The following is a 26,128-nucleotide window of genomic DNA, read 5'->3' as shown; positions in this document are numbered from 1 at the left end:
CTGGACGCTTCGCCCACCACCACCCGGGAACGGTCGGCATGTTCATTGGCGCGCTGGGTGAACGCGGCGGTTTCGGCAGCGTTTTGCGCGACGGTGTCGGCGGTGGAACTCATCTCGGTGATGGCCGTGACGGTCTGGTCGGTTTCCGAGGCATGCCGCACCAGGATGCGGTTGGTCTGGGCCGACGCCTGTTGCAGTTGCTCAAGGCCCGAGGCCATGGCGCCGGTGGCCTGGGTCACCTCGCCGATCATGTTCTGCAGGTAGACGATAAAGCGGTTCACCGAATGGCCGATGGCGCCCAGTTCGTCCTCGGCGCGAATGGTGATGCGTCGCGTCAGGTCGGCATCGCCGGTGGAGAGCGCGTCGATATTGGTCTTGAGCGACTTCATGCGCTGCACCAGTTGGCGGATCGCATAGGCGGCGAGCAGTACCAGCAGCACTACCATGGGGATTTGCAGCAGGGCCAGTGTGCCGAGCACATCATCGCGCTGGGCGGTAATCAGCGACGTCGGCAGGGCGGTGGCGAGCAACCACGGCGTGCCTTCGATTGGGCGCAGGTAGAAGGTGCTGGCCACGCCGCTGTTGTCGAACTCGCTGCGCTGCAACCCCTGGTTGCGCTGGGTCAGGGCCTTGCTGACCTGGGCGGCAAACGCTGAGGTCGAGGCCAGCTCGCTGATGTTTTTCAACACCACCGGGCCGCTGATGCGCGAGCTGTTGCTGATGATCTTGCCGTCGGCTTCGACGATCAGCATCTGGCTGCCGATGTCTTTTTCCTTGCTGGCCACCAGGTCATTGAAGAAACCCAGGGTCACGTCGATGGTGGCAACGCCGTAGGCGGCACCGTCGCGTTGGATCGCCATGGCGCAGTTGGTGCGGGGTTCCTGGCTTGCGTCATCCTTGTAGGCGGCCGCCCAGGCGCACTGGCCGCGTGGCGAGGCGAGGCCGCCCTTGTACCAGCTCTGGTCGTAGTAGTTGGGGGCGGGGTCGCTGTTCCAGAACGTGTTCACGGTGAGCTTGCCCGAGGCGTCGCGGTGCCAGAAGGTGCTGTGTTTATTGCGCCCCGGGGTACGCTGGTTGGGCAACGGCCAGATGCCGCCGCCGAAGACTTTCAGCTCGCCATATTGATCGACCAGGCCAGGCAGGACCTTGTCGATAGCGTCGCTGTCCAGCAGAGGGACGGTCTGGGTGATGCTGCGTTGTTGGGCCTGAACCTTGTTCAGCTCGCCCTGGATCTGCTCGGCGACCTCGCTGACGCGGTTGAGCACCACCTGTTCTTCCGTGTGACGCAGCGTGGGGGCAACCAATTGGCCGATGCCGACCACCGTCAAGACGAATAAAACCAGGACGAACAGCACCAGGAACAGGGTATAGCGGGTTTGGATGGAGCGCAGTGGGGGCATGGGGCCGTCCTTACGAAGCGTTTATTATCGACGCGGCTTTGTTAGAGCTTCGTAGGGCTATCGGCGTGGGGAGCGGGAGCTTTAGGTACGATCGTGCAAGAAACGGCGCGACGAGTGAGGCCGCGCCACTTCAATACCAGGCGTGGTTTACACCCCATCACCCTGGGGGCTGACATTTAGAACATAGGATTGCCTGAGCGGCTTGCCCATCTCTGCGTTCAGCGCGTTCTCCGTGAAGGGGTAAGGGTTGACGGTGGCGGCGGGTGTCGAGGGGTCGTCGTCGAAATCGTAGGGTTGGGCGCCGTTTGGCAGGCCAATGGTTTGACGCTCAAGGTGCGGCACATCGTGCCCGTCTTCGTGATTGAACCCTCGGACGAATGTGCCCGTCGCGCCGTTGTAGGCGTGGACCATTTCGTGGAACAGGGCCGTCACTGGAACCAGCGTGTTGGTCCGTTCCCTGTTTTCCAGTATCGACGGGGAGTCGTAATGGATCTCGGCAAGATCGCCTCGGGAACCCGGCACACCGTTTTGTAGGAATCCATTGGTCGCGGGCTTGAGGTGTTCAGGTGCATCAGCCGGCAAGGCATCCAGCTCATTGCTGTAGAAGCGGTATTCGCTGCCTCCGAAGCTGATTGGCCATATGGGCAGCTTGTTGCCATTGATAAAGGCCAGCGCGTCCATGTGTTCCAGCGCCTGCTGTCCTGCGGGAGAACTGCGCAGGAACTCGAAGTCATCAGCCACGCGCTGCTGGAAATCCGGTTCGCCCTGGATGCTGAATGCGAAATCACCCGCGTCGCTGTGCGCCATTGCGGCCCAGGCAGCGCCCTCGGGAAGGTTGAAACGGTCGCTGGCTTTGGCATATATCAAATCATCGGCCTTGTTTCGCCACAGTGTGTCCTGACCCTTGCCCGTGTAAAACGCCGTGCTGTCGTGCCCGATCAGGTGGTCGGTGCCTTTACCGCCATGCAGCACCGTGTGCCCGTTGCCCGCGTACAAATCGTCGTCACCGTCGCCGCCATCCAGGTAGCTTTGCTTGGTGGATGCCCCCGCACCGGCATACAGGCGGTCATGGCCGTTGTTGCCATACATCACGTTATTGCCGCGTCCGCCCATGATCACGTCGTCGCCGTCGTTGCCCTCGGCATACCCCAGGCCCCGGCCGAGTTGTATCACGTCGTTACCCCGGCCGCCGTAGAGGCGAGTGCGTCCGCCACCGGCGATCAAGTGATCATCACCGTCGTCGCCGTCGACATCGACGCGGATGTCCACATCGTCATCGATCCGGACCTGATCATCGCCGCCGTTGGTCTTGATCCACAGGCCTTGAGAGGGGCCTTGAGTGGATTCGGCGTCGAACAGATAGGGTTTGTCGTTGACGATGATCTGCAACCGGCTGCCGGGCCAGCGGCGCACGTGAATCGTGTCGCTGGCGTCGCCGGTTTCCACCACCAGGCGGTTCGACATGAGGGTGGGGTTGTCCGGGTCTGCGGGGTTCCACACCATTTCTCGATGGATGCGCACATCGCCGTCACTGTACAGCGCGTGCCGCTTGACGTTGAGTACGCCAGGGGTGAGGGCGGCCGGTGGATCGTAGGGTGAGGGGGGCGCTGGTGGAGCGACTTTGGCGGGAATCGTTTGCAGAGGGTAGTGGCCGTTGCCACCAGTGGGCGTGATCATTCGCGATTCCTTCACTCGAGAGTGCGTTGAAACCTGGCGTCCATCGCCAGGACCGCTCTGTGGGTGGAAGGTCGCGTGGGAACGTTCCCCGATCTCGCCTGGGGATTGTTGTCGTCATATATCAAGCGCCGCTTGCCGCGCTGGACAAGCCAAAGCCTTTGATCGTCTGTAACATAGGCGGCCTGCCACGCAACGGGCTCGACGCCTGGCAGTTGTTGGCGACACGCCGTGCATATATTTTTCAGGTTCAGGAACCCGTCATGACGCAAAAGCAACGTTTGAAATATTCGATTCTGATTGCCTTGGCCGTTCTGGCATCGATGTTTGGCTTGTCCTACTTGCAAAACATCGGGGTGATCAGCGAGAAAACCTTCCAGACCATCGCCATTGCCATCGCCGTGGTGGTCGTTGTGATCAACGGTATCATGCGGCGCAAGGTCAAGCTCTGAGTCATTCGCGGCCTTCGAGCACCTTGGCAGCCTCCGCATGGAGGCTGTAGCTTTTGTCGGCGTTGAGCGTGATCACGCCCTCGCTGCACAGGCGCTTGAGCACTTCGCGCACGCTCAGGAATGACAGCGGAATGCCCAGCTCCAGCATGTGGCTGTGCACACCGCGCACACCGAGGGTGCGCCCGTGCTCGGCGGCGCTGAGCAGGGCGTCGATGACCTTCAGCCGGATCAGGCTGGTGCGCAGGCCGAAACATTTGAGCAGGTGGCGAATCCGTTGATTGCCGTGCTCCGGCGTCTTGCCGAAGGCGAGGGTCCCACTGTCGAAGTGGCTGTCGGCGGCCGATGAATGTCCATCCGTGGGCACTTGCGGGTTGTACATGCAAAAACTCCTTATCAGAGCCTGATCAGGAAAAAATGAGCGCTCTTAGGTAATAAGACGAACGAGCGGGCAGAATCATGAAGTTTTCAATGTAGAAATTTTGTCGGTATCGGTTTTGTCACAGTCGCACCGCCTCGAATAAACCTCCCTCCGCGCTAAATTACTTCGGGCTTTTTGCGTCCTTACGGTGGGGTAGTTGCCCCTTGTGAGGGTGTCCAATTTGACTGTGGAGTCGGCGTGATTATTTTCAACGGGTTGTCCAGGGTGTGCGTGGCAGGGGTGTTGCTGGGATTGAGCTTGGCCGCCTCCGCGCGGGAATCGGCAGCGCAGGCGTCGGCGGAGGTTCGGCGCACCAGTTTCGGCGTTCCGCACATCCGCGCCAGTGACGAGCGTGGCCTGGGCTTTGGCATTGGTTACGCCTACGCCCAGGACAACCTGTGCCTGTTGGCCAATGAAGTGGTCACGGTGAGAGGTGAACGCGCGAGGTTTTTCGGCCCTGAACAGGAAACACCCGAAGCGCGCAACAACCTGGCCAGTGACGTGTTTTTCACCTGGCTCAACCGCCCGGACGCCGTTGCCGCGTTCTGGAAAGCGCAGACGCCGCAGATCCGCCAGCGTATCGAAGGCTATGTGGCGGGCTACAACCGTTACCTGAAAGAGCAGGGCGCGCCTGTCCAGTGCCGGGCCGCTTGGGTACGGCCGTTGGTGGCTGAAGACTTGATCAAGTTGACCCGCAGGCTGTTGGTAGAAGGCGGCGTCGGCCAATTCGCCGAAGCGTTGGTGGGCGCGACACCGCCACAGGCCACCGCCAGCGCGTCCAGCAATGCCCGGGGCTTTGAGCTGGCCGCCGCGCGCCAGCAGCGCTTCAGTTTCGACCGTGGCAGTAACGCCGTCGCCGTGGGGCGTGACCGCTCATTCAATGGCCGGGGCATGTTGCTGGCCAACCCACATTTCCCGTGGGTGGGCGGCATGCGTTTCTACCAGATGCACCTGACCATCCCGGGCCAGTTGGACGTGATGGGTGCTGCGCTGCCGGGCTTGCCGGTGATCAACATCGGCTTCAACCAGCATGTGGCCTGGACGCACACGGTGGACACCTCCAAACACTTCACCCTGTATCGCCTGACTCTGGACCCGAAGGACTCCACGCGCTATCTGCTGGACGGCAAGTCCCTGCCGCTGGATAAAGCGGTGGTGAACGTCCAGGTCAAGCAAGCGGATGGCAGCCTCAAAAGCCAAACTCACACGGTCTACAGTTCGCAGTTCGGCCCGGTGGTGCAATGGCCTGGCAAGCTGGATTGGGACAATCACCATGCGTTCAGCCTGCGCGACGCCAACCTCGGTAACGACCGCGTGCTGCAACAGTGGTATGCGATGAACCGCGCCAGCAACCTCAAGGAACTGCAAACGTCGGTGCACACCCTGCAAGGCATCCCGTGGGTCAACACCCTGGCGGCCGATGACCAGGGCCAGAGCCTGTACATGAACCAGTCGGTGGTGCCCAACGTCAGCGAGGCCAAGCTTGCGCACTGCAGCGACCCGCGCGCCGGCCTGCAGATGATCATGCTCGACGGCGCCCGCAGCGCCTGCGCCTGGGACGTAGACCCGCGCGCCGCCCAGCCCGGCATTTTCTCGGCCGACCAGCTGCCGCAACTTGAACGCCGCGACTATGTGCAGCACGCCAATGATTCTGCATGGATGGCCAACCCCAAGGCGCCGCTGACCGGGTTCTCCCCGGTGATCAGCCAGGACCACATCGGCCTCGGCCCACGGGCACGCTTCGCCCTGCAACGCTTGCAGTCCCTGGAGCAACAACCGATCACCGTTGCCGACTTGCAAAACATGGTCATGGACAACGAGGTGTACCTGGCCGGCCAGGTCATGCCCGACCTGCTGGCGTTCTGCGCTGAGTCCCTCGGCCCCGACGCCGCCGCCCTGCAACCCCTGTGTGCCAGCCTGAAAGCTTGGGACCGCCGCGCCAACCTCGACAGCGGCCTGGGCCTGGTGCACTTCATCAATCTGGTCGAACATCTGGCGCAAATCCCCGACGCCTGGCGCGTGGCCTTCGACCCGGACCAACCCTTGACCACCCCGCGTGGCCTGGCGATCGACCGCGAACCCGTCGCCAAGGCCCTGCGCGACGCCATGCTGGCCTCGACGGCGGCGGTGGCCAAACTCGGCTTGACGGCCAACAGCCAATGGGGCGACGTACAGCGCTCTGGCCAAATCCCCATCCACGGCGGTCCACAGGAACTGGGCATCTACAACGCCATGCAAACCGTGCCCCGTGCGGATGGCAAACGTGAAGTGGTCAGTGGCAGCAGCTACCTGCAAATCGTCACGTTCGATGACAAGGGCCCCCATGCTGAAGGCGTGCTGGCGTTTTCCCAGTCCAGTAACCCTGCATCGCCCCACGCCAAGGACCAGACCCAGGCGTTCTCCGAGAAAAAACTCAGCCCGCTGCCTTTTACCGAAGCCCAGATAACGGCCGATCCGCAGTACCAGGTACAACGGATCAAGGAGTAGGGCGCGCACGCAACCCCTTGATACCACGGCGAAATATTTTTGAAATCAAGGGGTTGCACGGGTTGGCAAATACGTACATAATGGCGCCCATCGAACGCAATGAGGCATTAAAAACCTCAATGTATTCAATGAGTTAGAGTAGAGGCAGGGCTTTCAAGTCCACTCAAGTTTTTACACGGTGAGTGTTGGTTGTGTTGACACTGATCGTTTGAGGCCGAGTAGCAAAATGGTTATGCAGCGGATTGCAAATCCGCCTACGCCGGTTCGATTCCGACCTCGGCCTCCACTCTTGAAAACCCCGTAGATTAACGTCTACGGGGTTTTTTATTGTCTGTGGTTTGGGTGCATGAGTGCGCGCCCAGCCTTCAAATCAGCCAGCCCCTCCTGATGTATCACCACGCATACAAGCCCTACCAACGCGTTACACGATAACCGTGACGCATCGGCCGCCACGCTGTCCTATCCAGCGAGAAGTTAATCTCGTTAAGTAGAGAGCGTTGTCATGAAGTTGAATTACCTTACCAAGGCGGCCGTGGTGGTTGCGTTGTTGTCGACCCTGTCTGGTTGCTGGATGTTCATGCCGCCAGGGGGTGGCCATGGCGGTGGTGGTGGCCACGGTGGCGGGCATGGCCAAGGTGGCGGTCCTGGCTTTGGCGGCGGCGGTGGCCCTGGTGGCGGCCCGCGCTGAGCCACACACAATGAGGCAAGCCAATGGCTTGCCTTTTTTGTGCCCGCACCAAATGCCGGACAAAGAAAAGCCCGCGATGGGGGCACGGGCTTAAAAGGTTTTCATTAGGAGCTGGGACTACCCTAATGCTTCGCTTGTGAAAGGTTTGTGAAAGAACTGTCAGACCGATCTGAAAAGTGTACGCCTGCATCTGCGCGTGGCTGTACGGGGCGCGGGGCTGCATAACCCTCTACTGTCGACGCACTATCACCTCGCTTGGATGCCGCGTCATGTTCATGTCTACCAGCTTGCTCTCAGCCTTCGTGCTGTTCGCCTTCGTGTCTTCGATCACTCCGGGACCCAATAACACCATGTTGCTCGCATCGGGTGTGAATTTCGGCTTCCGTCGTTCCATGCCGCACGCGCTGGGGATCAGCATCGGCTTCATGCTGCTGGTGATTGCGGTCGGGCTGGGGCTGGGGGAGGTGTTCAAGGTGTTCCCGTGGGCCTACACGGCGTTGCGTTATGTCGGCGCGGCGTACTTGCTGTACCTGGCGTGGAAGATCGCGACGGCGGGCGGCATGTCCGACAGCAATAATGACAGGGGCAAGCCGATGACTTTCCTCGGCGCGGCGGCCTTCCAGTGGGTGAACCCCAAGGCCTGGATCATGGCGCTCGGGGCCATCACCACCTACACGCCGGCCGAAGGGTATGTCACCAATGTGCTGGTGATTGCGCTGGTGTTCGCCATCGTCAACCTGCCCAGTGTGTGCGTGTGGGTCGGCTGTGGCAGTGGCTTGCGCAATGTGCTGCGCGAACCGCGCTGGTTGCGGTTGTTCAATGGCTCGATGGCCGCGTTGCTGGTGCTGTCGCTGTACCCGATGCTGTTCGCCGGCTGAGGCTTACACCGGCGAAATGGTCGCCAGCAAGCCAATGCCGATGGTCAATACCAAAAAGCCGAACAGGAAAATTGCCATCTTGGTCATGGGGCCTCCGAAGGGAAGGGAGTGGGATTGACGCCATTGTCCACTTTGGGGGCATTTCGATACAGATTCAGATGGCAAAGAAAAAACCGTATCAGATGCCGTCGCGGCTGTTCTGCCACGGGCTTTGCCGGGCGCGGTACAAATCCAGATCAGTGCCTGAGACAGCCACCGCATTTCCCCCTAAGATGGCGCCCATTGCATCAACAATAAGAGTGGGCCAACCCTCGATGGAAAGACGTCAATTCAGCGGTGGCATGAAAGGCAAGAACCTGCGCTACCTCAACGAAACTTCTCAGCCGGCGTCGGTCACCCGCGTCGGCTTTCTGCTGCTCGAACATTTTTCCCTGCCGGCCTTCACCCAGACGCTCGATACCTTCGTCACCGCCAACCTGCTGCGTCCCGACCTGTTCGCCGCGCGCACCTATGGTTGCGGCGATGGGGAAGTCGTCAGCGACCTCGGGCTGGTCATCCGCCCGGATGCGCGCTTCGATATGGCGGCGCTGCAGGAGCTGGACCTGCTGGTGATCTGCGGTGGTTTTCGCACCGAACTCAAGGCCGGTGAAGACTTTATCCAACTGCTGCACAGTGCGGCCGAACGCGGTGTCACCCTTGCCGGATTGTGGAATGGCGCCTGGTTTCTCGGGCGTGCCGGCCTGCTGCAAGACTACCGATGCGCCATCCATCCCGAACATCGCCCGGCACTGGCGGAAGTCTCCAAGGCCAGCCAAGTAACCAGCGAACCTTACGTGATCGACCGCGACCGCCTCACGGCGTCCAGCCCCTCCGGTGCGTTCCACATGGCCCTGGACTGGATCAAGCAGCTGCACGGCAAGGCACTGGTGGAAGGCATCGAAGACATCCTGTCCTTCGAGGAATCCCGCTACCGTCGTATCAAGCCCACCGAAAACATCAGCGTCAGCGCGCCGTTGCGCGAAGTGGTCAAGCTGATGGACGCCAACCTCGAAGAGCCCCTGGAACTCGACCAACTCGCCATCTACGCCGGCCGTTCCCGTCGCCAGCTGGAGCGCCTGTTCAAGGAGCAACTCGGCACCACGCCCCAACGCTACTACATGGAATTGCGCGTGACCGAGGCGCGCCGCTTGCTGCAGCACACCGAGCTGTCACAGGTTGAAGTGCTGGTAGCCTGCGGGTTTGTATCGCCGAGCCATTTCAGCAAGTGCTACAGCTCGTATTTCGGATATCGCCCCTCGAAGGAGAAGCGGTTGGTTAAATAGAGCTGCAAGCGCTTGCCTGTGTGCGTTGAACATCATGGCGGCTTCAAAATCTGTTGAGCCGGTAAGGGTTGGCGCCCGAGCTGTCCGTGTCCAGCCGACCAACCATCTCCGCCGTCACCGCTGCCTGCGTCAGCCCCAAATGTTGATGCCCGAACGCCAGCAGCACCTTGCCGTCACACACGCGATCAATGACCGGCAGCGAATCCGGCAGCGACGGACGGAAGCCCATCCATGGCGTGGCGTCTTGTGGTGTCAGGTCTTCGCGGAACAGTCCCTTGCTCAGCCGGTGCAACTGCCAGGCACGCTCCATGTTCGCCGGTCGTTCCAGCCCGGCGAACTCCACTGTGCCGGCCAGGCGCAGGCCACCGGTCATGGGGGTCATGATGAATTTGCGCTCCAGTGAGGTCACGGCGAACGGCAGGCGATGGTGTTCGTGGGGCAGCATCAGGTGATAGCCGCGTTCGGTGTCCAGCGGGATTTTCACGCCTGTGAGGGCTTGTGTGAGTGCGGCGGAGTGGGCGCCGCAGGCGATCAGCACCTGATGGGCGTCCACGGGGCCTTGGTCGGTCGTCAGCGCTACGCCGTGATCGGTCAGCCGCCCATCCAGCACGCGTCGTTGCAGGAACTGCACGCCGTTGGCCTTGGCCGCTTGGACCAGCTCATCGACCACGTGGTAGGGGTCGAGAAAATGCCCGGTCGCCGGGAAAAACAGGCCGCCCTGGATGGACTCACTCAACTGTGGCGCAACCTTGCGGATTGCCTCGCCAGACCAGTACGCCACCGGCACTTGTTGCTGCTGCATGCGCTGTTGCAATCCATCCAGTGCCGCGCGGGATCCAGGCCGTTCGAACACCAGCAGCGAGCCTTCCTCACGCAGCAATTCCCGCCGACCGAGGCTGCCCAGCAAACGCTGCCACGCCCCCAGGCTGCCTTCATTGAGCGCACGAATGCCGGCCACCGTGCGCCGGTAAGGCGCCGGCCGCAGGTTGAGCAGCAGGCGCATGAACCAGGGCAGGGCGCGGGGCAGGTATTTCCAGTCCAGGCGCAGTGGGCCCATGGGGTCCATCAACATGGCCGGCAGGCGCTTGAGGATCGACGCGTCGGCAATGGGAAACACCTGCTCGGTCGCCAAGTGACCGGCGTTGCCATAGGACGCCCCCATGCCCGGCGCCTGCGGGTCGAGCACCCACACGCGTTTACCCTGGCGGGCCAGCTCCAGGGCACAGGCCACGCCCACGATGCCGGCACCCACCACTACGATATCGGGATCGGACATGGGTCAGGCCTCTCTCTGGCCGTCGAGCAAACGTCGCAGCGACAAGGGATTGCCGTGTTGCAGCGCTTCGGGCAGCAACCCGTCCGGGAAATCCTGATAGCACACCGGTCGCAGGAAACGGTGGATTGCGGCGGTGCCCACCGAGGTGCTGCGCGGGTCCGAGGTCGCGGGGAAGGGGCCGCCGTGGACCATGGCATCACAGACTTCCACCCCAGTCGGCCAGCCGTTGACCAGCAGGCGACCGGCCTTGCGTTCCAGTACCGGCAGCAGCGACCTGGCGTTGGTCAGGTCGGCTTCGTCCAGATGCAAGGTGGCGGTCAGTTGACCGTCCAGGTGCTCGCTCACCTCGCGTACTTCAGCGGCATCGCTGCACACCACCACCAAGGACGCCGAGCCGAACACCTCGGCTTGCAACTGCTCATGGGTCAAGAAGGCCTTGGCCTCGGTCACGAACAGATGCGCCCGGCCCTGGTTCGGGCCCTGCGCCGCCTGGCCTGTGGCCGCGACCTGCGCGTACTGGCTCAACGCGCTGACGCCAGCGTCATACGCCTTGTAGATACCCGGCGTGAGCATGGTCTGCGCGGCACACGCGGGCAGGTGCGTGCTGGCCTCGCTGATAAACCGGTCCAGCGCCGCGCCTTTGACCGCAATCACCAGCCCAGGATTGGTACAGAACTGCCCCGCGCCCTGGGTCAACGATGCGACAAATCCTTGGGCCAAGGCTTCTGCACGCGCTTCGAGCGCCGCCGGAAACAGATACACCGGGTTGATCGAACTCATCTCCGCGTACACCGGGATCGGCTCCGGGCGAGCCTGCGCCGCCTTGGTCAGCGCGATACCGCCGCTGCGTGAGCCGGTAAAACCGACTGCCTTGATTCGCGGGTCGGTGACCAGGGCAATGCCGACTTCCTGACCCGAACCGTACAACAGCGAGAACACACCCTCAGGCAGCCCGCAGTCCTTGACTGCCCGCGCCACCGCGCGTCCGACCAGTTCACTGGTGCCGGGGTGGGCGCCGTGCGCTTTTACCACCACCGGGCAACCGGCGGCCAATGCGGAGGCGGTATCGCCGCCGGCGACGGAAAAGGCCAGGGGGAAATTACTCGCCCCGAACACCGCCACCGGGCCCAGCGCGATATGGCGCTGACGCAAGTCCGGGCGCGGCATGGGTTGGCGTTGTGGTTGTGCGCTGTCGACACGCACGTCCAGCCATTCACCGGCACGCACGGTGCGGGCGAAGGTGCGCAATTGCCCGCAGGTGCGGCCGCGCTCACCCTGGATGCGCGCCTGCGGCAGGCCGGTCTCTTCGACGGCGCGTTCGATCAGTTCGTCGCCCAATGCTTCGATGTGCGTGGCGATGCTTTCAAGGAAGGTCGCGCGCGTCTCCAGTGTCGTTTCGCGATACCCGTCAAACGCCGCCCAGGCCAGGGCGCAGGCGTGGTCGACGTGTTCCGCGCTGCCGCCCGCATAAGCGGGCTCCAATGCAGTATCGGTGGCGGGATTGATGGCCCGGATCGCTTCGCGATTACCGGAAAGGGATTGCTGACCGATCAGCATCTTGCCCGTCAGAGTCATGGGATCGTCCTGGAAAAAGGGGTTGGCCGCTGCGCAAGGCACAGCGGCACGCTCGGCATCAGTCGACGTTCTGCTCGGCCGACCAGTTGGCGTACCACTGGCGGAACAGCGCGTACTGGTGTTCGGCGTAACGACGCTGCGCATCGCTGAGCACGTCGGTTTCGTTGAAGTGCAGCGCATAGCCCTGGTCGCCGTTGAGTACCATCAGGTGCTTGTAGTACAGCACCAGGTCGCAGCCTTCGTCGAAGGACGACAGCACCGCCAGCGCAGCTTCCAGTTCACGGGCCTGGCGGCGGGCCTTGGCATCGCCCTTGGCGGCTTTTTTGCTCAGGGCCACCAGTTGCAGGACTTCGCGGGGCAAGGCGTTGCCGATGCCGGTGATGGCGCCGGTGGCGTTGCAGTTGACGAAACCGTGCACCACCTGGGTATCGACGCCCACCATCAGGGTCACGTTGTCGTCCTGGGACGTGATGTGTTCGGCGGCGTAGCGCAGGTCGGCGCCGCCGCCGAACTCCTTGAAGCCGATCAGGTTCGGGTGCTCGCGGCGCAGTTCGAAGAACAGCTCGGCGCGGGTGGCGAAGCCGTAGTAGGGGCTGTTGTAGATCACCGCCGGCAAGTTCGGCGCGGCCTTGAGGATGGCCGAGAAGTGCGCCTTTTGCGCGGTGGCGGAGGCGCCTCGGGACAGCACGCGCGGAATCACCATCAGGCCATGCGCACCGACTTTGGCCGCGTGGGCCGCATGGGCCACTGCCTCACGGCTGTTCACCGCGCCGGTGCCGACGATGGTCGGCACGCCAGCGGCGACCAGGCGGGCCACGCCTTCCTGGCGCTCGGCATCGGTGAGCAACGGCCAGTCGCCCATGGAACCGCAATACACCACAGCGCTCATGCCTGCATCGATCAGTTCGCGACCCTTGGCCACCAGCGCGTCGAAGTCCGGCTTGCGCTCGGGGGTGCACGGGGTCATCAGGGCCGGGATGCAGCCGGTAAAGATGTTGTCGCTCATTGTTCTAACTCCTTGGAACGTTCAATGGGTTGAGGCTCAGATGCCCCAGGCGAAGGGGTCCTGCTCGTCGATCAGCAGGGTGCTGTCGGCGGTCATGTAGGCGCGGCCAGTGATGAAAGGGCGGACGCGTTCACCGTCCCATTCATAGCGGCCTTCGAACTGGCTGCCGGTGATGCTGGCTTGAATCCAGGGTGCACCGGGCGCCAGTTTTCCATCGGCGGCCAGGCAGGCGAGTTTGGCGCTGGTGCCGGTGCCGCAGGGTGAACGGTCGTAGGCCTTGCCGGGGCACATCACGAAGTTGCGGCTGTCGGCGTGGGCGTCGTCGGCGAACAGCTCGACATGGTCGATCACCGCCCCGTCGGCGCCGCGAATGCCCTGGTCTTCCAGGGCCTTGAGCATCGCCCAGGTGTAGTCGGTGAGGGTGTCGACGTTGTCCATGTCCAGGCGCTGGCCGTGCTCGGACACCAGGAAGAACCAGTTGCCGCCCCAGGCGATATCACCGTGCACCCCGCCATGCCCCGGAACCTCGACCGACACCTGTTGGCGATAGCGATAGGAGGGCACGTTGCCCAGGGTGACGGCGCCGTCCTCATGCAAGGTCGCGACGACAGCGCCTACGGGCGTGTCAAACGTGTGATCACCCGGCGCGATGCGGCCCAGGTGGTGCAACGATGCGACGAGGCCAATGGTGCCGTGGCCGCACATACCCAGGTAACCGGCGTTGTTGAAGAAGATCACGCCGCAGGTCGCGCCCGGGGTGACGGGCGGGCAGTACAGCGCGCCCACCAGCACATCGTTGCCGCGCGGTTCGAGCAGGCAGGCGCGGCGCCAGTGGTCATGGTCGGTGCGCAGGCTGTGCAGTTGGTCGGCGAGGGTCGCGCCGGTCAGCGCGGGGAAGCCATCGAGCACCAGGCGCGTCGGTTCGCCGCCGGTGTGGGAGTCGATCACATGCAATCGCTTCATAAAGGGCTCCAATCAGTTTGTGGCTGGGGTGAGCGGGGCGGTGAAGCGCGGTTCGGCGATCGCTTCGCTTTCGTCGTCTTCGTTTTCCAGGCGCACCAAATGGGCCGGCACGCCGGTAGCGGCGCCCCAGTAGTAGATGCCCAGTGCACAGGCGGCGACCACCAGGGTGTCGAACGGATGGCTGATCACGCCGATGCCACCGAAACTGCCGAGCTTGGACAGCAGGATCGTCACCGCGTAGAAGCCGATCAGCCAGGCCGACGAGCGCACCTGCTGCTTGAGGTTCAGGTGCGCGGTCGGCACCCAGCGGGCGCACAGCAGGTACACCCCGAACATCAGGATCTGCAGGCCGAGCAGCCAGGACACGGTGTTCCAGCCTGACCAGTACACGATCAGCGCCGCGATGATGAACGACAGCGGGCCCAGCACCGCCATGCCCTTGACCCGGAACGGCCGCGCCATGTCCGGTGCATTGCGGCGCAGCGCGGCGACGGTGACCGGGGCGACGGCGTAGCTGAGGATCAGCGCAGCAGACACCACATTGATCAGCGCTTCCCAGGACGGGAACGGCAGCGTCCAGAACACCGACAGGGCAAACGTCAGCCACAGGGCAGGGCGCGGGATGCCGGACTTCTCGTCGATGCGCGTGAAGATCTTGAAGAACGTACCGGTCTGCGCCCAGCCGTACACCACCCGGGGCGTGGCGTTCATGTAGATGTTGCCGCAGCCGCTGGGGGAGATCACCGCATCGGCCACTACCAGGTACGCCAGCCAGCCGACGCCCAGCGCCAGGGCGATATCGCGATAGGGCAGCGCCAACTCCTTGCTGATGCCGGCCCAGCCGTTGGCGAGCATTTCGGTGGGGACGCCGCCGAGGAACGCCGTTTGCAGCAGCACATAGATGGCGGTAGAGAGCAGCACCGAAAGGATCAATGCGATGGGAATGGTGCGTTGCGGGTTCTTCACCTCACTGGCCACCGAGATGATCGGCGTGAGGCCCAGGTAAGCGAAGATCACGCCACCGGCCGAAACTGCCATCTCGATGCCCGACAGGCCGAACGGGGCGAAGCCGTGGACCTGGAAGTTTGCCGGTTTGAAGAAGGTGAACAGCACGCCGATCACCAGCAACGGCACGATGAATTTGAACACGCTCACCAGGTTGTTGGCGATGGCGAAGGTCTTCACGCTGCGGTAATTGAGCACGAAAAACAGGCACAGCAGGGCGAATTGCACCAGCCAGCCAAGGACCGTGGGGTCGCTGGAGCCGACCTTGGTCAGCTCGGGAAACCAGGCCGCTGCGTATTGACGCGAGGCGACCACCTCGATGGCCACCAGGCTGGAAAACGCGATCAGCGTGATGAAGCCCATCAAGTAGCCCAACAGCGGGCCGTGGGAGTACACCGGGTAACGCACCACACCGCCGGCACGTGGTAACGCGGCACCGAGCTCGCAGTACACGATGCCCAAGAGCAGCACTGCGAAACCGCCGAGCAACCAGGAAAAAATCCCTGCGGGGCCGGCAATCGCCGACACGTGGCTGGCCGCGAACAACCAGCCGGAACCGAAGATGGCGCCCAGGCCGATAAACGTAAGGTCCATCAGTGAGAGCTGTTTCTTGAACTTGCCTTGACCTGACATAGCGTCGCCTTCTTGTGAGTTATTGGGTAGGCATGCAGTGGCGATACAGTGAACCCATGGGCGGCGCGGCGATTGATGTTTTTTGCCGGCTTCGATGACGAAATCAGCACAGTTTGCGTCGCTCGACAGCGGTTGCGGCATGGTGCAATCTGCTACGCGTCCGAGCGCTCAAGAGGGGAAAAACACCATGATGCACAGCGCGTTTGCGACCCTTTGCCAAGGGAGCGAGGCGAGTCGGCCCCACAGCATCGAGCAGGTGCTGGTGGGCGTCATGCAGTTGCTGCCGATGCTGGATGTGATCCCCAATGCGGCGATTTTCATCAAGGACCTGCACGCCCGCTACGTGCTGGCCAACCGCACGTTGGTGCAACGGTGCGGCCTCAAGCAGTTGCAACCGCTGCTGGGCAAGACCAGTGCCGAAGTGTTCCCCGCCCAGTTGGGCCCGGGCTACACCGAACAGGACCGGCGCGTGCTGGAGGAGGGATTGGTGCTGGAGGATCAGCTTAAACTGCACCTCTACGGCACCCGCGAGCCCGGTTGGTGCCTGACCCACAAATGGCCGCTGTACGACCACAATGGTGCAATCATTGGGCTGGCCGGCATCTCGGTAGACCTGCAAACCGCCAGCGAGTCGCACCCGGCCTACCAACGCCTGGCGGCGGTGGACACACACATCCGCACGCACTTCCACCGGCGCGTGACACTGGGGGAATTGACCCGGATCGCGGGGATTTCCGTGGCGCAACTGGAGCGCTACTGCAAGCGCGTATTCCACCTGACGCCCCGGCAGATGATCCAGAAGGTGCGCCTCGAACACGCGCACCGGTTATTGCAGACTGACCTTGCGATCACCGACGTTGCCCTGCAATGCGGCTACACCGACCACAGCGCCTTCACCCGCCAGTTCAAGGCCTCCACGGGTTTCACCCCGCGCCACTATCGTGAAGCCCACCACTGACGTGTATACCGGCCGATATATGGACCCTTTGGCCCCCCTCGTTTAGCTTCCCTTCCGGGGTTTACCTGGCTTATCAACGAGGAGCGACACATGGGACGATTACAGGGCAAGGTGGCATTGGTCAGCGGCGGGGCAGGCGGTTGTGGCCTGGCGGTGTCCCAGCTGTTTGCGCAGGAAGGGGCCAAGGTGGCAATTCTGGACCTGCCCACCAGCGACGGCGAAGCGGTGGCCGCGCGGATCAATGCCGAGGGTGGCAGTGCGTATTTCCTGCCCACCGATGTGTCAGTGGCCGATCAGGTGCACCGCTCGGTCAGGTTGGCCGAACAGCGCTTTGGCGCTATCACGGTGCTGATGAACCACGCCGGCACCATTGCTGCCGGGCCGTTCCTGGAAACCGCCGAGTCGGACTGGGATCGCCTGATGAGCATCAACGTCAAGAGCATGTTCCTCGTCACCAAGGCCGTGCTGCCCGGCATGATCGAGGCGGGTGGGGGCAGTGTCATTTCTACGTCGTCCATTTCCGCCGTGGTCGGCACGCCGATGGAAGTGCTGTATTGCACCACCAAAGGCGCGTGCCACATGTTCGCGCGGGCCATCGCGGTGGAGTTTCGTGATCGCAACATCCGCAGCAACGCCCTTTGCCCGGGCTTCATCGCCACCGCGCACGGCCAGCGGGAGTTGGACCTGCTGCGCGGCCTGGGTGTGGACGCCTCCGACGAGGCCATCAGCGCCATGCAAGGACGCCTGTGCGAACCGTCCGAAGTCGCCAAGGCCGCACTGTTCCTGGCCAGTGATGACGCCAGCTTCGTCAATGGCACCCACCTGTTCGTCGACAACGGCTACACCGCACTCTGAGTCAGACAACTGACCGCCAATAAGAACACCTTCTGCAACTCCAATCTGCCAACAATAACTTTCTAAATAGCAGAGGCTGCAATGGAACATATAGGCACGTATGTCATTTACGTCATCATGGTGTGCGCCGTCATCGGCGGACTCGCATCAGTGTTCAGCGCCGAATCCGAGCTGGCCAAAGAGTTCAATGCCGGCATCCACAGCATCGGCCCGATCTTCCTCCCCGTCGCCGGCATCATGGCCGCCATCCCGTTCATCACCAGCTTCATTACCCAACTGTTAGCGCCGATGTTCCTGGCCATGGGCTCGGACGCCGGGATCGCCGGGCCGATCTTCATTGCGGCCGACCTGGGCGGCTACCAATTGGCCCACGCGCTGTCGCAAAGTCCGGAAGGCTGGATACTTGGCCTGATCACCGGCTTCCAGTCTGGCTCCACGGTGATCTTCGTGATTCCAGTGGGCCTGGCGATGCTGGCCAAGGCCGACCACAAGTACATGGCGCTGGGCATCATGGCCGGGCTGCTGAGCATCCCGATCAGCATCATCATGATTGCGATGGCCATCGAATACCTTGGCATCGGCGTGCGCCCGGACATCTCCACGTTCGGTGCGGCTACCCAGGCGCTGCATTTCGACCTGGGCATGCTGGTGCGCAACCTGATGCCGCTGATCCTGTTCTGCTTTGCCCTGGCGGCGGCCCTGCGTTACCTGCCGAACCTGATGGTGGCGGTGTTCCTGCGCCTCGGCCAGGTAGTGTATGGCGCGGTAACACTGGTGCTGGTCGCGTCCATCGTCGAGTACTTCACCCAGTTCTTCAGCACGGTGTTCGGCACCTGGGGTTTTGCGCCGATCATCGCCGACAAGGAAGACCAGTTCCGCGCGCTGGAAATCGCTGGCTATGTGGGCATCATGCTGTGCGGTGCGTTCCCGATGGTGTACTTGATCAAGCGCTACCTGTCGCGGCCTATCGAAAAGGCGGCGGCGCTGCTCGGGCTGTCTGCGGTGGGCGCTGCGGGCCTGTTGGCGGCCTCGGCGAACATCCTTGCGATGTTCCGCCTGGTGGCCGACATGCCGCCCAAGGACAAGGTGCTGGTCATCGCGTTTTCGGTGTGCGCAGCCTTTACGTTTGGCGATCACCTGGCCTATTCGGCCAACTTCCAGCCTTCGCTGATCCTGCCGCTGATTATCGGTAAACTCGGTGGCGGTCTGCTCGGCATGGCACTTGCTTACTGGTTGGCCGTGCCCAAGGCCCTCGAACTCGGGGAACAAGACCGCCAGCAGCGGTTGCCAGTGGGCACGCCCGAATTGACCTGACCAGAAGTGTGCACACCATGAGAGACGCAGACGCGCAGATGCTCTCGACCCTGATCGGTGCCGTGGGCACCGATCGCCTGGGGGCGAGTATCGATTCCGCGCTTCGAGCCACCTTGGGTTTCGAGATGAGTTGCGGTTACCTGTTCCGCTTCAACCAGTCGCCCTTGCTGTTCCACAACGGCTACAACAAGTCGGTGCCGGACAAGACCCTCAGCGCCTACATCCGGGGCGGGTACTTGCTTGACCCGTTCTACGTGGCCTGCATCAACGACCACCCGGCCGGGGTATGGCGCATGAGTGACCTGGCGCCGGACTGCTTCTTTTCCTCGGGGTTTTCCATTTCCCAGGACCTGCACCCCTGCGTGTCGTCCGAGCACGGCACGCAGATCGAGGAGATCGGCTTTATCGTGCCGGTACAGCCACGCGTGGCGATTGTGTATTCGCTGATGCGCAACCTCAGGAATGGTGCGTTCCTGTCCAGCGAGATCAAGGCCCTGGAATCCCTCGCACCGGTGATCAGCGCCTTGCTGGAGTTGCACTGCCGGCTCCGGCACAGCGATTTCTACTCCAACACCGAGAGCACCGACGCACGCTCCGAGGACGCCTTCGTGCATATCCTCCAGGGCCAACTCACCGAGACCCAACGCTACATCGCCAAGCTGATCCTGCAAGGCCACAGCAGCACCTCCATCGCGGCGGTGCTGAATATTTCCGAAGGCACCGTGAAGGTGCACAAACACAACATCTACCAACGCCTCGACATCTCCACCAATGCCGAGCTATTCCGCTTGTTCATCGGTTACCTCACCGGGCCCTTGTAGGCGCGCATCGGCGCTGACGACTGTTGCGAGCCAGCTTGCGCCTGCAGGGTGGCTGCGGCCGCTTTGTCGTTTCCAATGCAACGATTGGCCCCCATGCCCCTCATATGTCTACGAACACCATTTCAAGACGACAGGGACTGGGCTTATGACGGCGGCTGAAAACAACCATGTGAGCTGGCTGGTGGAACAATCGATGCTGCACGCAGCACGCCAGCGCGCCAAGCTGTATTCGGGCCAGGGCCGGTTGTGGCAGCAGCCGTATGCCCAGACGCGGCCTCGGGATGCGACCGCGCTGTCGTCGGTGTGGTTTACCGCGTACCCGGCGTCCATCGTCACCCGTGACGGCGGCACGGTACTGGAGGCCTTGGGCGATGAAAGCCTGTGGCATGCGCTGTCGAAGATTGGCATCCAGGGCATTCACAACGGCCCGCTGAAAAAATCCGGCGGCCTCAGTGGCACGCGCCACACGCCGACCATCGATGGCAATTTCGACCGCATCAGCTTCGACATCGACCCCCAACTGGGCACCGAAGCCCAGTTGCAGGCCATGACGCGCATGGCGGCGGCGCACAACGCGGTGATCATTGACGACGTGATCCCGTCCCATACCGGCAAGGGCGCGGACTTTCGCCTGGCCGAGATGGCGTATGAGGATTACCCCGGCCTCTACCACATGGTGGAAATCCGCGAGGAAGACTGGCCGCTGCTGCCCGACGTCGCTGAAGGCCGCGATGCGCAGAACCTCAGCCCGGTCCAGGTGGATACGCTGCGGGACAAACACTACATCGTCGGGCAGTTGCAGCGCGTGATCTTTTTCGAACCCGGCGTCAAGGAAACCGACTGGAGCGCCACGCCCGTGGTGGTCGGGGTGGATGGCAAACCGCGCCGTTGGGTGTACCTGCATTATTTCAAGGAAGGCCAGCCGTCACTCAACTGGCTGGACCCGACGTTCGCCGCGCAGCAGATGATCATCGGCGATGCCCTGCATGCCATCGATGTGATGGGCGCGAAGATCCTGCGCCTGGACGCCAACGGTTTTCTTGGCGTCGAGCGCAAGCTCGAGGGCAATGCCTGGTCCGAAAGCCACCCGCTGTCGATCACCGGCAACCAGTTGATCGGCGGGGCGATCCGCAAGGCCGGCGGTTTCAGCTTCCAGGAGTTGAACCTTACGGTGGACGACATCGCTGCCATGTCCCACGGCGGCGCCGATCTGTCCTACGACTTCATCACCCGGCCGGCCTACCAGCATGCGTTGCTGATGGGCGATACCGAATTCCTGCGCCTGATGCTGCGCCAGATGCACAGCCTGGGCATCGACCCTGGTTCATTGATCCACGCCCTGCAGAACCACGATGAGCTGACCCTGGAACTGGTGCATTTCTGGACCCTGCACGCCCACGACACGTTCCTCTATCAGGGCCAGACGTTCCCCGGCAATATCCTGCGCGAGCATATTCGCGAGCAGATGTATGAGCGCCTGGCCGGCGAGCATGCGCCGTACAACCTCAAGTTCGTGACCAACGGGGTGTCGTGCACCACCGCCAGTATCATTACCGCGGCGCTGGGCATTCGTGACCTGGACGCGATCACCCCAGCGGATATCGAGCAGATTCGCCAGATCCACCTGCTGCTGGTGATGTACAACGCCATGCAGCCGGGAGTGTTTGCGTTGTCCGGATGGGACTTGGTGGGCGCCTTGCCGTTGGCGCCTGAAGCGGTCGAGCATTTGATGCAGGATGGCGATACGCGCTGGATTCACCGCGGCGCCTATGACCTGGTGGACCTGAACCCGCACGCTGAGTTGTCGGCGGGGCAGATGCCGCGGTCAAAAACGCTGTATGGCAGCCTCAACAGCCAGTTGCAGGATCCGGAGTCCTTCGCCTCGCAGTTGCAGAAAATCCTCGCCGTCCGCCGCGCCTACGATATCGCCGCGAGTCGCCAGATCCTGGTGCCGGACGTGCAGCACCCGGGGCTGCTGGTGATGGTGCATGAATTGCCGGCCGGCAAGGGCACGCAAATCACCGCGTTGAATTTTGGCGCTACGCCGATTACCGAAACCCTGCACCTGCCAGACATCGCGGCCGGTTTGGTGGTGGACATCATCAACGAGCGTGTGGAAGGGGATTTGACCGCCGAGGGCGAATTCACTATTACCCTGGATGCCTATGAAGGCTTGGCACTGCGTGTCATCAGCAGCACGCCACTGTCTTGAGCCACCCAGGTCAAGCGTGGGAGGGAGCAAGTCCCTCCCACCATCGCCCGCTGGGGCAGTGGACAAAGTGGATCAGTAGCGTTGCGGCACGATCAGTTCCGGCGGAGTGGGGTTGCGGGAATAGTCCTCTTGCCGCACGCGCTGTGGCAACTCGACCACCGGCAGTTCCACTTCCTCGTAAGGCATCTGCCCCAGCAAGTGGTGGATGCAGTTGAGCCGGGCCTTCTTTTTATCGTCCGCCTGCACCACCCACCAAGGGGCCTCGGCGATATGGGTGCGCTCCAGCATGATTTCCTTGGCCTTGGTATAGGCCTCCCAGCGACGGCGCGACTCCAGGTCCATGGGGCTGAGTTTCCACTGCTTGAGTGGGTCATGGATGCGGCTCAGGAAGCGCACGTGCTGTTCCTGGTCGGAGATGGAAAACCAGTACTTGATCACCTGAATACCGGAGCGGGCCAACATGCGCTCGAACTCCGGCACGGTGCGGAAGAACTCTTCGTACTGGTCGTCATTGCAGAACCCCATGACCTGCTCGACGCCTGCTCGGTTGTACCAGCTGCGGTCGAACAGCACGATTTCGCCAGCGGCCGGCAGGTGTGACACATAACGCTGGAAATACCACTGGGTCTGCTCACGGTCATTCGGCGCGGGCAGGGCGGCGACGCGGCAGACGCGTGGGTTCAGGCGCTGGGTGATGCGCTTGATCACGCCACCCTTGCCGGCCGCATCCCGGCCTTCGAACAGAATCACCACTTTGTGGCCCGTCTTGACCACCCAACTCTGCAGTTTCACCAGCTCGCCTTGCAGGCGGAACAACTCGCTGAAGTAAACCCGCCGCGCGTCTTTTTCGGTGCCTTCCTGCACATGGTCGTCAAACAGTGCATTAAGGTCGTGGCCGTCTTCGGCAAGCTCCAGCTCCAGCTCTTCGTCACTGTGGTCGAGCAATTCGCGGTGGATGCGCTGGATCAGGGTGTCATCGGTGAAAGACATGGGCGGCCCTCGCGTTGTAGGAAAGTCGCCCAGTGTTAGTTGCAATTTGTTACCGGCGGATTACACAAAACGTTGATTTTTCTCACGCCCAGTCAGGAAAACGGGCGTTTTGCCACTGCACGTTCACAAAACCGTAACAAGACTGCTGCACTCTGCCTCAGCCCGTAATCACAACGAGTTTCTTAGATGAAAAGTTTGATGAAGTCTGCTGCACTCGCCGTCACGGTTTCGCTGTGCGGTTCCTCCCTGTCTTTTGCAGCAGAAAGCGTGCGCCTGACAGGCTCTGGCGCCAGCTTCCCGGCTCCGATCTACCTCACCTGGTTCAAGGATTTCAGCAAGAAATCCGACGGTGTGACCGTTGACTACCAGTCCAAAGGTAGCGGCGCAGGCGTGCAGGACTTCTTGAACAAGACCGTCGACTTCGCCGCCAGCGACTCGGCCATGAAAGACGAAGACATCGCCAAGGTTGCCGAAGGCGCGCAACTGCTGCCAATGACCGCCGGTGAAATCGTATTGGCCTACAACCTGCCGGGTAACCCGAAGGGCCTGAAGCTGCCGCGTGATGTGTACTCCAACATCTTCCTGGGCAAGATCACCAAGTGGAACGACCCGCAAATCGTCGCCGCCAACCCAGGCATCAAGCTGACCGATTCGCCAATCACCGTGGTGGTCCGTGCCGACTCCAGCGGCACCACCGCTGTGTTCACCAAGCACCTGGCAACCATCAACCCTGAGTTCAAGACGGCATTGGGTGAAGGCAACACCGTCAACTGGCCAGCCACTGACAAATTCATCAAGTCGCCTAAAAACGACGGCGTGACCGCCACTGTACGCCAGACCCCAGGCTCGATCGGCTACATCGAATACGGCTTCGCCAAGCTGGCCAAGGTCGATTTCGCCGAGCTGCAGAACAAGGCTGGCAAATACGTCGTGCCTAACGCCGAAAGCGGTGCCGAAGCACTGGCCGCCGTGAAGATGCCGGACAGCCTGGTGGCTTGGCTGCCGGACCCGGATGGCGCCAAGTCCTACCCGATCACGTCCTACACCTGGATGATCTTCCGCAAGGACAACGGCAACCCGGCCAAGGCCAAGGCCATGCGTGACATGGTCGAGTACAGCCTGACCGAAGGTCAGAAAATCGCTGACTCGATGGGCTACATCCCGCTGCCGCCGTCGGTTGTCGACCAGGTTCGCAAAGCATCCGCCAACATCCAGTAAGACTCGCGAGGCCTCTTCCGGCACGGGCAGTACGCCTGGCCGGAAGAGTTTTCCCCTCTGCTCCGGAACTCGCCAATGAACACACCTTTCGTCGTACCGGGTAACCCGGATTCTGCTTGCCAGCCACCGTCCACCAAGGACTTTTTGGTTGACCGCACCTTCCGTGCGCTTGCACGCATCGGCGTCGTGCTGGTGCTGGCGGTGGTTTTTGCGCTGGTTTTCGAAGTAGGGCGCAAGGCATTGCCAGGCATGGAAAAGCATGGTTTTGACGTGCTGTTCGGCAGCGTCTGGGATGTGAACCAAGGCAAGTACGGCATTCTGCCGGCTATTTGGGGCACGCTGTACAGCGCTTTCATCGCTCTGCTGATCGCCGGGGTTTTCGGCGTGAGCATGGCGATCTTCCTTACCCAAGATTTCTTGCCGGCCAAGTTGGCCGCTGTCTTTCGCACCATCGTCGAGTTGCTCGCCGCCATCCCCAGTGTGGTGTATGGCCTGTGGGGCATCTACGTGGTGATCCCGGCGATTCGTCCCCTGACGACCTGGCTGAACAGCGAACTGGGCTGGATCCCGTTTTTCGGCACCTCCCTCAGCGGCCCAGGCCTGCTGCCGGCGGCGCTGGTCCTGGCGATCATGATTCTGCCGACCATTGCCGCCGTGTCCCAGGACGCACTCACCGCCGTGCCGATGAAAACCAAACAGGCTGCCTACGGCATGGGTACCACCCACTGGGAAGCGATTCTCAAGGTCATGGTGCCGTCCGCCGCCACCGGTATCTTCGGCTCCCTGGTGCTAGGCCTTGGCCGGGCGCTGGGTGAAACGATGGCCCTGGCCATGCTGGTGGGCAACGCCAACAACATTTCGCTGTCGCTGTTTGCCCCGGCCAACACCCTGGCGGCCTTGCTGGCGCTGAACTTCCCGGAAGCCGGCCCCACCGAGATCGAAGTGTTGATGTATGCCGCGCTGGTGCTGATGTTCATCACCCTGGTGGTGAACATCCTCGGCTCGATGATCATGCTCTACGCCCAGCGGGGTCAAAAACAATGACTAACCTTTCGTCTCCCATCGCCGCGCTGCCGAGCCTGCAACGCCGCTTCGAAGGCCGTGCCCTGCGCAGCCTGGTACTGACCACCCTGGTCTGGGCGGGTGCCCTGGTGGCCAGCGTGCCGCTGATTTCAGTGTTGTACATGCTGATCACCCGTGGCGGCGCACGCCTGAGCCTGGAAGTGTTCACCGAGCTGCCGCCCACCGGTTTCGAGACGGGCGGCGGTTTCGGCAACGCCATGGCGGGTACCTTTGTGATGGTTGGCATCGCGGCGGCCATCGCCGTGCCGGTCGGCATCATGGCGGCAATCTTCCTGGCCGAACTGGGCCCGGACAGCAAGCTGGCGAACGCTGCGCGGTTTGCCGCGAAGATGCTCACCGGCCTGCCGTCGATCCTGGCCGGTGTGTTCGCTTACGCCCTGGTGGTGATGACCACTGGCACCTACTCGGCGCCTGCCGGTGGCGTGGCCCTGGCGGTGCTGATGCTGCCGATCGTGGTACTCACCGCCGAAGAATCGATGCGCATGGTGCCCAAGATCATGAAAGACGCCGCCTACGGCATGGGCTGCACCCGCTCTCAAGTGATCTGGAAGATCGTCCTGCCAACCGGCATGCCGGCGATCCTTACCGGCGTCATGCTCGCCGTGGCACGTGCCGCCGGCGAAACCGCGCCGCTGCTGTTTACTGCGTTGTTCAGCAACTACTGGATCTACCACAACGGCGACCTGGCGGTGATGAACCCGACTGCGTCCCTGGCGGTGCTGATCTACAACTTCTCCGGCATGCCGTTCGACAACCAGCTGGAACTCGCCTGGGCGGCTTCGTTGGTGCTGGTCATGATCGTGCTGGTCGTCAATGTCGTGAGCCGTATTTTCGGCAAGCCCAAGTATTGAGAAAGGGAGCACCTTAATTTTGAACGCCTCTACTGCGCAAATCGCCGCT

The 26,128-nt window shown here is 62.2% G+C and carries 21 protein-coding genes, 1 tRNA gene and 1 pseudogene; 14 read left to right on the top strand and 9 right to left on the bottom strand.

The window, feature by feature from the left end:
* Positions 1-266: 266 nt before the first annotated feature.
* Together CQ041_RS26750 and CQ041_RS07000 are read right to left on the bottom strand one after the other, a co-directional pair.
* Positions 267-1,400, bottom strand: a pseudogene (locus tag CQ041_RS26750) (cache domain-containing protein); the annotation flags it as partial.
* 147 nt (positions 1,401-1,547) lie between these two features.
* Positions 1,548-3,077: a M91 family zinc metallopeptidase gene (locus tag CQ041_RS07000; RefSeq protein ID WP_240995250.1), complete on the bottom strand. Its 1,530-nt coding sequence runs from the start codon at positions 3,075-3,077 to the stop codon at positions 1,548-1,550.
* Between the two features lie 260 nt (positions 3,078-3,337).
* On the opposite strand from CQ041_RS07000, the gene CQ041_RS06995 reads away from it, so the two are divergent.
* Complete coding sequence (locus CQ041_RS06995; protein ID WP_105521727.1) at positions 3,338-3,526, top strand: hypothetical protein; 189 nt, start codon at positions 3,338-3,340, stop codon at positions 3,524-3,526.
* Between the two features lies 1 nt (position 3,527).
* Here the strand turns inward: CQ041_RS06995 and CQ041_RS06990 are convergent, their stop codons facing one another.
* Positions 3,528-3,905, bottom strand: a complete 378-nt coding sequence (locus tag CQ041_RS06990; RefSeq protein WP_105521726.1) for a fe2+ zn2+ uptake regulation protein — start codon at positions 3,903-3,905, stop codon at positions 3,528-3,530.
* Between the two features lie 237 nt (positions 3,906-4,142).
* Between CQ041_RS06990 and CQ041_RS06985 the strand changes: the two genes are divergently transcribed.
* From CQ041_RS06985 to CQ041_RS06965, 5 genes are all read left to right on the top strand, one after another.
* Positions 4,143-6,431, top strand: a complete 2,289-nt coding sequence (locus CQ041_RS06985) for an acylase (RefSeq protein WP_105521725.1) — start codon at positions 4,143-4,145, stop codon at positions 6,429-6,431.
* 212 nt (positions 6,432-6,643) lie between these two features.
* Positions 6,644-6,717: transfer RNA gene (locus tag CQ041_RS06980), tRNA-Cys, on the top strand.
* Positions 6,718-6,933: 216 nt separating this feature from the next.
* Positions 6,934-7,119, top strand: a complete 186-nt coding sequence (locus CQ041_RS26370; RefSeq protein ID WP_177429361.1) for a hypothetical protein — start codon at positions 6,934-6,936, stop codon at positions 7,117-7,119.
* A gap of 269 nt (positions 7,120-7,388) precedes the next feature.
* Complete coding sequence (locus CQ041_RS06970; RefSeq protein ID WP_105521724.1) at positions 7,389-7,997, top strand: LysE family translocator; 609 nt, start codon at positions 7,389-7,391, stop codon at positions 7,995-7,997.
* Between the two features lie 341 nt (positions 7,998-8,338).
* Entirely contained in the window at positions 8,339-9,319 is a 981-nt protein-coding gene (locus CQ041_RS06965) for a GlxA family transcriptional regulator (RefSeq protein WP_177429368.1), read from the top strand.
* Positions 9,320-9,362: 43 nt separating this feature from the next.
* On the opposite strand, the gene CQ041_RS06960 is transcribed toward CQ041_RS06965, so the two are convergent.
* From CQ041_RS06960 to CQ041_RS06940, 5 genes are read right to left on the bottom strand one after another with little or no spacing between them, the layout of a single operon-like run.
* Positions 9,363-10,595 (bottom strand): FAD-binding oxidoreductase, encoded by a 1,233-nt coding sequence (locus CQ041_RS06960; protein WP_105521722.1) that lies wholly within the window; start codon positions 10,593-10,595, stop codon positions 9,363-9,365.
* A gap of 3 nt (positions 10,596-10,598) precedes the next feature.
* Positions 10,599-12,170, bottom strand: a complete 1,572-nt coding sequence (locus CQ041_RS06955) for an aldehyde dehydrogenase (NADP(+)) (protein WP_105521721.1) — start codon at positions 12,168-12,170, stop codon at positions 10,599-10,601.
* Between the two features lie 58 nt (positions 12,171-12,228).
* Positions 12,229-13,176, bottom strand: a complete 948-nt coding sequence (locus CQ041_RS06950; RefSeq protein ID WP_105521720.1) for a dihydrodipicolinate synthase family protein — start codon at positions 13,174-13,176, stop codon at positions 12,229-12,231.
* Positions 13,177-13,212: 36 nt separating this feature from the next.
* Positions 13,213-14,139, bottom strand: a complete 927-nt coding sequence (locus tag CQ041_RS06945; protein ID WP_105521719.1) for a 4-hydroxyproline epimerase — start codon at positions 14,137-14,139, stop codon at positions 13,213-13,215.
* Positions 14,140-14,151: 12 nt separating this feature from the next.
* Positions 14,152-15,777, bottom strand: a complete 1,626-nt coding sequence (locus CQ041_RS06940) for an APC family permease (RefSeq protein WP_105521718.1) — start codon at positions 15,775-15,777, stop codon at positions 14,152-14,154.
* Between the two features lie 187 nt (positions 15,778-15,964).
* Between CQ041_RS06940 and CQ041_RS06935 the strand changes: the two genes are divergently transcribed.
* From CQ041_RS06935 to treS, 5 genes are all read left to right on the top strand, one after another.
* Positions 15,965-16,735: an AraC family transcriptional regulator gene (locus CQ041_RS06935; RefSeq protein WP_105521717.1), complete on the top strand. Its 771-nt coding sequence runs from the start codon at positions 15,965-15,967 to the stop codon at positions 16,733-16,735.
* Between the two features lie 90 nt (positions 16,736-16,825).
* Positions 16,826-17,590 (top strand): SDR family NAD(P)-dependent oxidoreductase, encoded by a 765-nt coding sequence (locus CQ041_RS06930; protein ID WP_105521716.1) that lies wholly within the window; start codon positions 16,826-16,828, stop codon positions 17,588-17,590.
* Between the two features lie 81 nt (positions 17,591-17,671).
* A complete protein-coding gene (gene eutH / locus CQ041_RS06925; protein ID WP_105521715.1) occupies positions 17,672-18,904 on the top strand; it encodes an ethanolamine utilization protein EutH in 1,233 nt (410 codons plus the stop codon).
* A 17-nt stretch (positions 18,905-18,921) separates the two neighbouring features.
* The gene (locus CQ041_RS06920) at positions 18,922-19,725 is read left to right on the top strand and encodes a LuxR family transcriptional regulator (RefSeq protein WP_105521714.1); all 804 of its coding nucleotides are present in this window, start codon (positions 18,922-18,924) and stop codon (positions 19,723-19,725) included.
* Positions 19,726-19,870: 145 nt separating this feature from the next.
* A complete protein-coding gene (gene treS, locus CQ041_RS06915) occupies positions 19,871-21,937 on the top strand; it encodes a maltose alpha-D-glucosyltransferase (protein ID WP_105521713.1) in 2,067 nt (688 codons plus the stop codon).
* Between the two features lie 72 nt (positions 21,938-22,009).
* Here the strand turns inward: treS and ppk2 are convergent, their stop codons facing one another.
* Positions 22,010-22,927, bottom strand: coding sequence for a polyphosphate kinase 2 (gene ppk2, locus CQ041_RS06910; RefSeq protein ID WP_105521712.1), 918 nt, complete (start codon positions 22,925-22,927; stop codon positions 22,010-22,012).
* Positions 22,928-23,113: 186 nt separating this feature from the next.
* Between ppk2 and pstS the strand changes: the two genes are divergently transcribed.
* The 3 genes from pstS (at position 23,114) to pstA (ending at position 26,079) form a co-directional block, all read left to right on the top strand.
* A complete protein-coding gene (gene pstS, locus CQ041_RS06905) occupies positions 23,114-24,145 on the top strand; it encodes a phosphate ABC transporter substrate-binding protein PstS (protein WP_105521711.1) in 1,032 nt (343 codons plus the stop codon).
* A 75-nt stretch (positions 24,146-24,220) separates the two neighbouring features.
* On the top strand, positions 24,221-25,189 hold the full coding sequence (gene pstC / locus CQ041_RS06900; protein WP_105521710.1) for a phosphate ABC transporter permease subunit PstC: 969 nt from the start codon (positions 24,221-24,223) through the stop codon (positions 25,187-25,189).
* Positions 25,186-26,079 carry a phosphate ABC transporter permease PstA gene (pstA, locus tag CQ041_RS06895; protein ID WP_105521709.1) on the top strand — a complete coding sequence of 298 codons (894 nt, stop codon included), beginning with the start codon at positions 25,186-25,188 and terminating at the stop codon, positions 26,077-26,079. Before pstC ends, pstA begins: the two co-directional genes overlap by 4 nt.
* Positions 26,080-26,128 lie beyond the last annotated feature (49 nt).

This window comes from Pseudomonas sp. MYb60 (assembly GCF_002979555.1).
In the GTDB taxonomy this organism is placed as follows: domain Bacteria; phylum Pseudomonadota; class Gammaproteobacteria; order Pseudomonadales; family Pseudomonadaceae; genus Aquipseudomonas.
The sequence above is the reverse complement of the archived record's forward strand: the minus strand, read 5'-3'. Positions and strand labels throughout refer to the sequence as shown.

Coding starts and splice junctions, on each gene's coding strand:
- pstC (WP_105521710.1), top strand. CDS start 24,221: ATGAACACACCTTTCGTCGTACCGGGTAACCCGGATTCTGCTTGCCAG.
- CQ041_RS06955 (WP_105521721.1), bottom strand. CDS start 12,170: ATGACTCTGACGGGCAAGATGCTGATCGGTCAGCAATCCCTTTCCGGT.
- CQ041_RS06930 (WP_105521716.1), top strand. CDS start 16,826: ATGGGACGATTACAGGGCAAGGTGGCATTGGTCAGCGGCGGGGCAGGC.
- CQ041_RS06990 (WP_105521726.1), bottom strand. CDS start 3,905: ATGTACAACCCGCAAGTGCCCACGGATGGACATTCATCGGCCGCCGAC.
- ppk2 (WP_105521712.1), bottom strand. CDS start 22,927: ATGTCTTTCACCGATGACACCCTGATCCAGCGCATCCACCGCGAATTG.
- CQ041_RS06945 (WP_105521719.1), bottom strand. CDS start 14,139: ATGAAGCGATTGCATGTGATCGACTCCCACACCGGCGGCGAACCGACG.
- CQ041_RS06970 (WP_105521724.1), top strand. CDS start 7,389: ATGTTCATGTCTACCAGCTTGCTCTCAGCCTTCGTGCTGTTCGCCTTC.
- CQ041_RS06965 (WP_177429368.1), top strand. CDS start 8,339: ATGAAAGGCAAGAACCTGCGCTACCTCAACGAAACTTCTCAGCCGGCG.
- CQ041_RS06935 (WP_105521717.1), top strand. CDS start 15,965: ATGATGCACAGCGCGTTTGCGACCCTTTGCCAAGGGAGCGAGGCGAGT.
- pstA (WP_105521709.1), top strand. CDS start 25,186: ATGACTAACCTTTCGTCTCCCATCGCCGCGCTGCCGAGCCTGCAACGC.
- CQ041_RS06940 (WP_105521718.1), bottom strand. CDS start 15,777: ATGTCAGGTCAAGGCAAGTTCAAGAAACAGCTCTCACTGATGGACCTT.
- CQ041_RS06950 (WP_105521720.1), bottom strand. CDS start 13,176: ATGAGCGACAACATCTTTACCGGCTGCATCCCGGCCCTGATGACCCCG.
- CQ041_RS26370 (WP_177429361.1), top strand. CDS start 6,934: ATGAAGTTGAATTACCTTACCAAGGCGGCCGTGGTGGTTGCGTTGTTG.
- CQ041_RS06960 (WP_105521722.1), bottom strand. CDS start 10,595: ATGTCCGATCCCGATATCGTAGTGGTGGGTGCCGGCATCGTGGGCGTG.
- pstS (WP_105521711.1), top strand. CDS start 23,114: ATGAAAAGTTTGATGAAGTCTGCTGCACTCGCCGTCACGGTTTCGCTG.
- CQ041_RS06920 (WP_105521714.1), top strand. CDS start 18,922: ATGAGAGACGCAGACGCGCAGATGCTCTCGACCCTGATCGGTGCCGTG.
- CQ041_RS07000 (WP_240995250.1), bottom strand. CDS start 3,077: ATGATCACGCCCACTGGTGGCAACGGCCACTACCCTCTGCAAACGATT.
- treS (WP_105521713.1), top strand. CDS start 19,871: ATGACGGCGGCTGAAAACAACCATGTGAGCTGGCTGGTGGAACAATCG.
- eutH (WP_105521715.1), top strand. CDS start 17,672: ATGGAACATATAGGCACGTATGTCATTTACGTCATCATGGTGTGCGCC.
- CQ041_RS06995 (WP_105521727.1), top strand. CDS start 3,338: ATGACGCAAAAGCAACGTTTGAAATATTCGATTCTGATTGCCTTGGCC.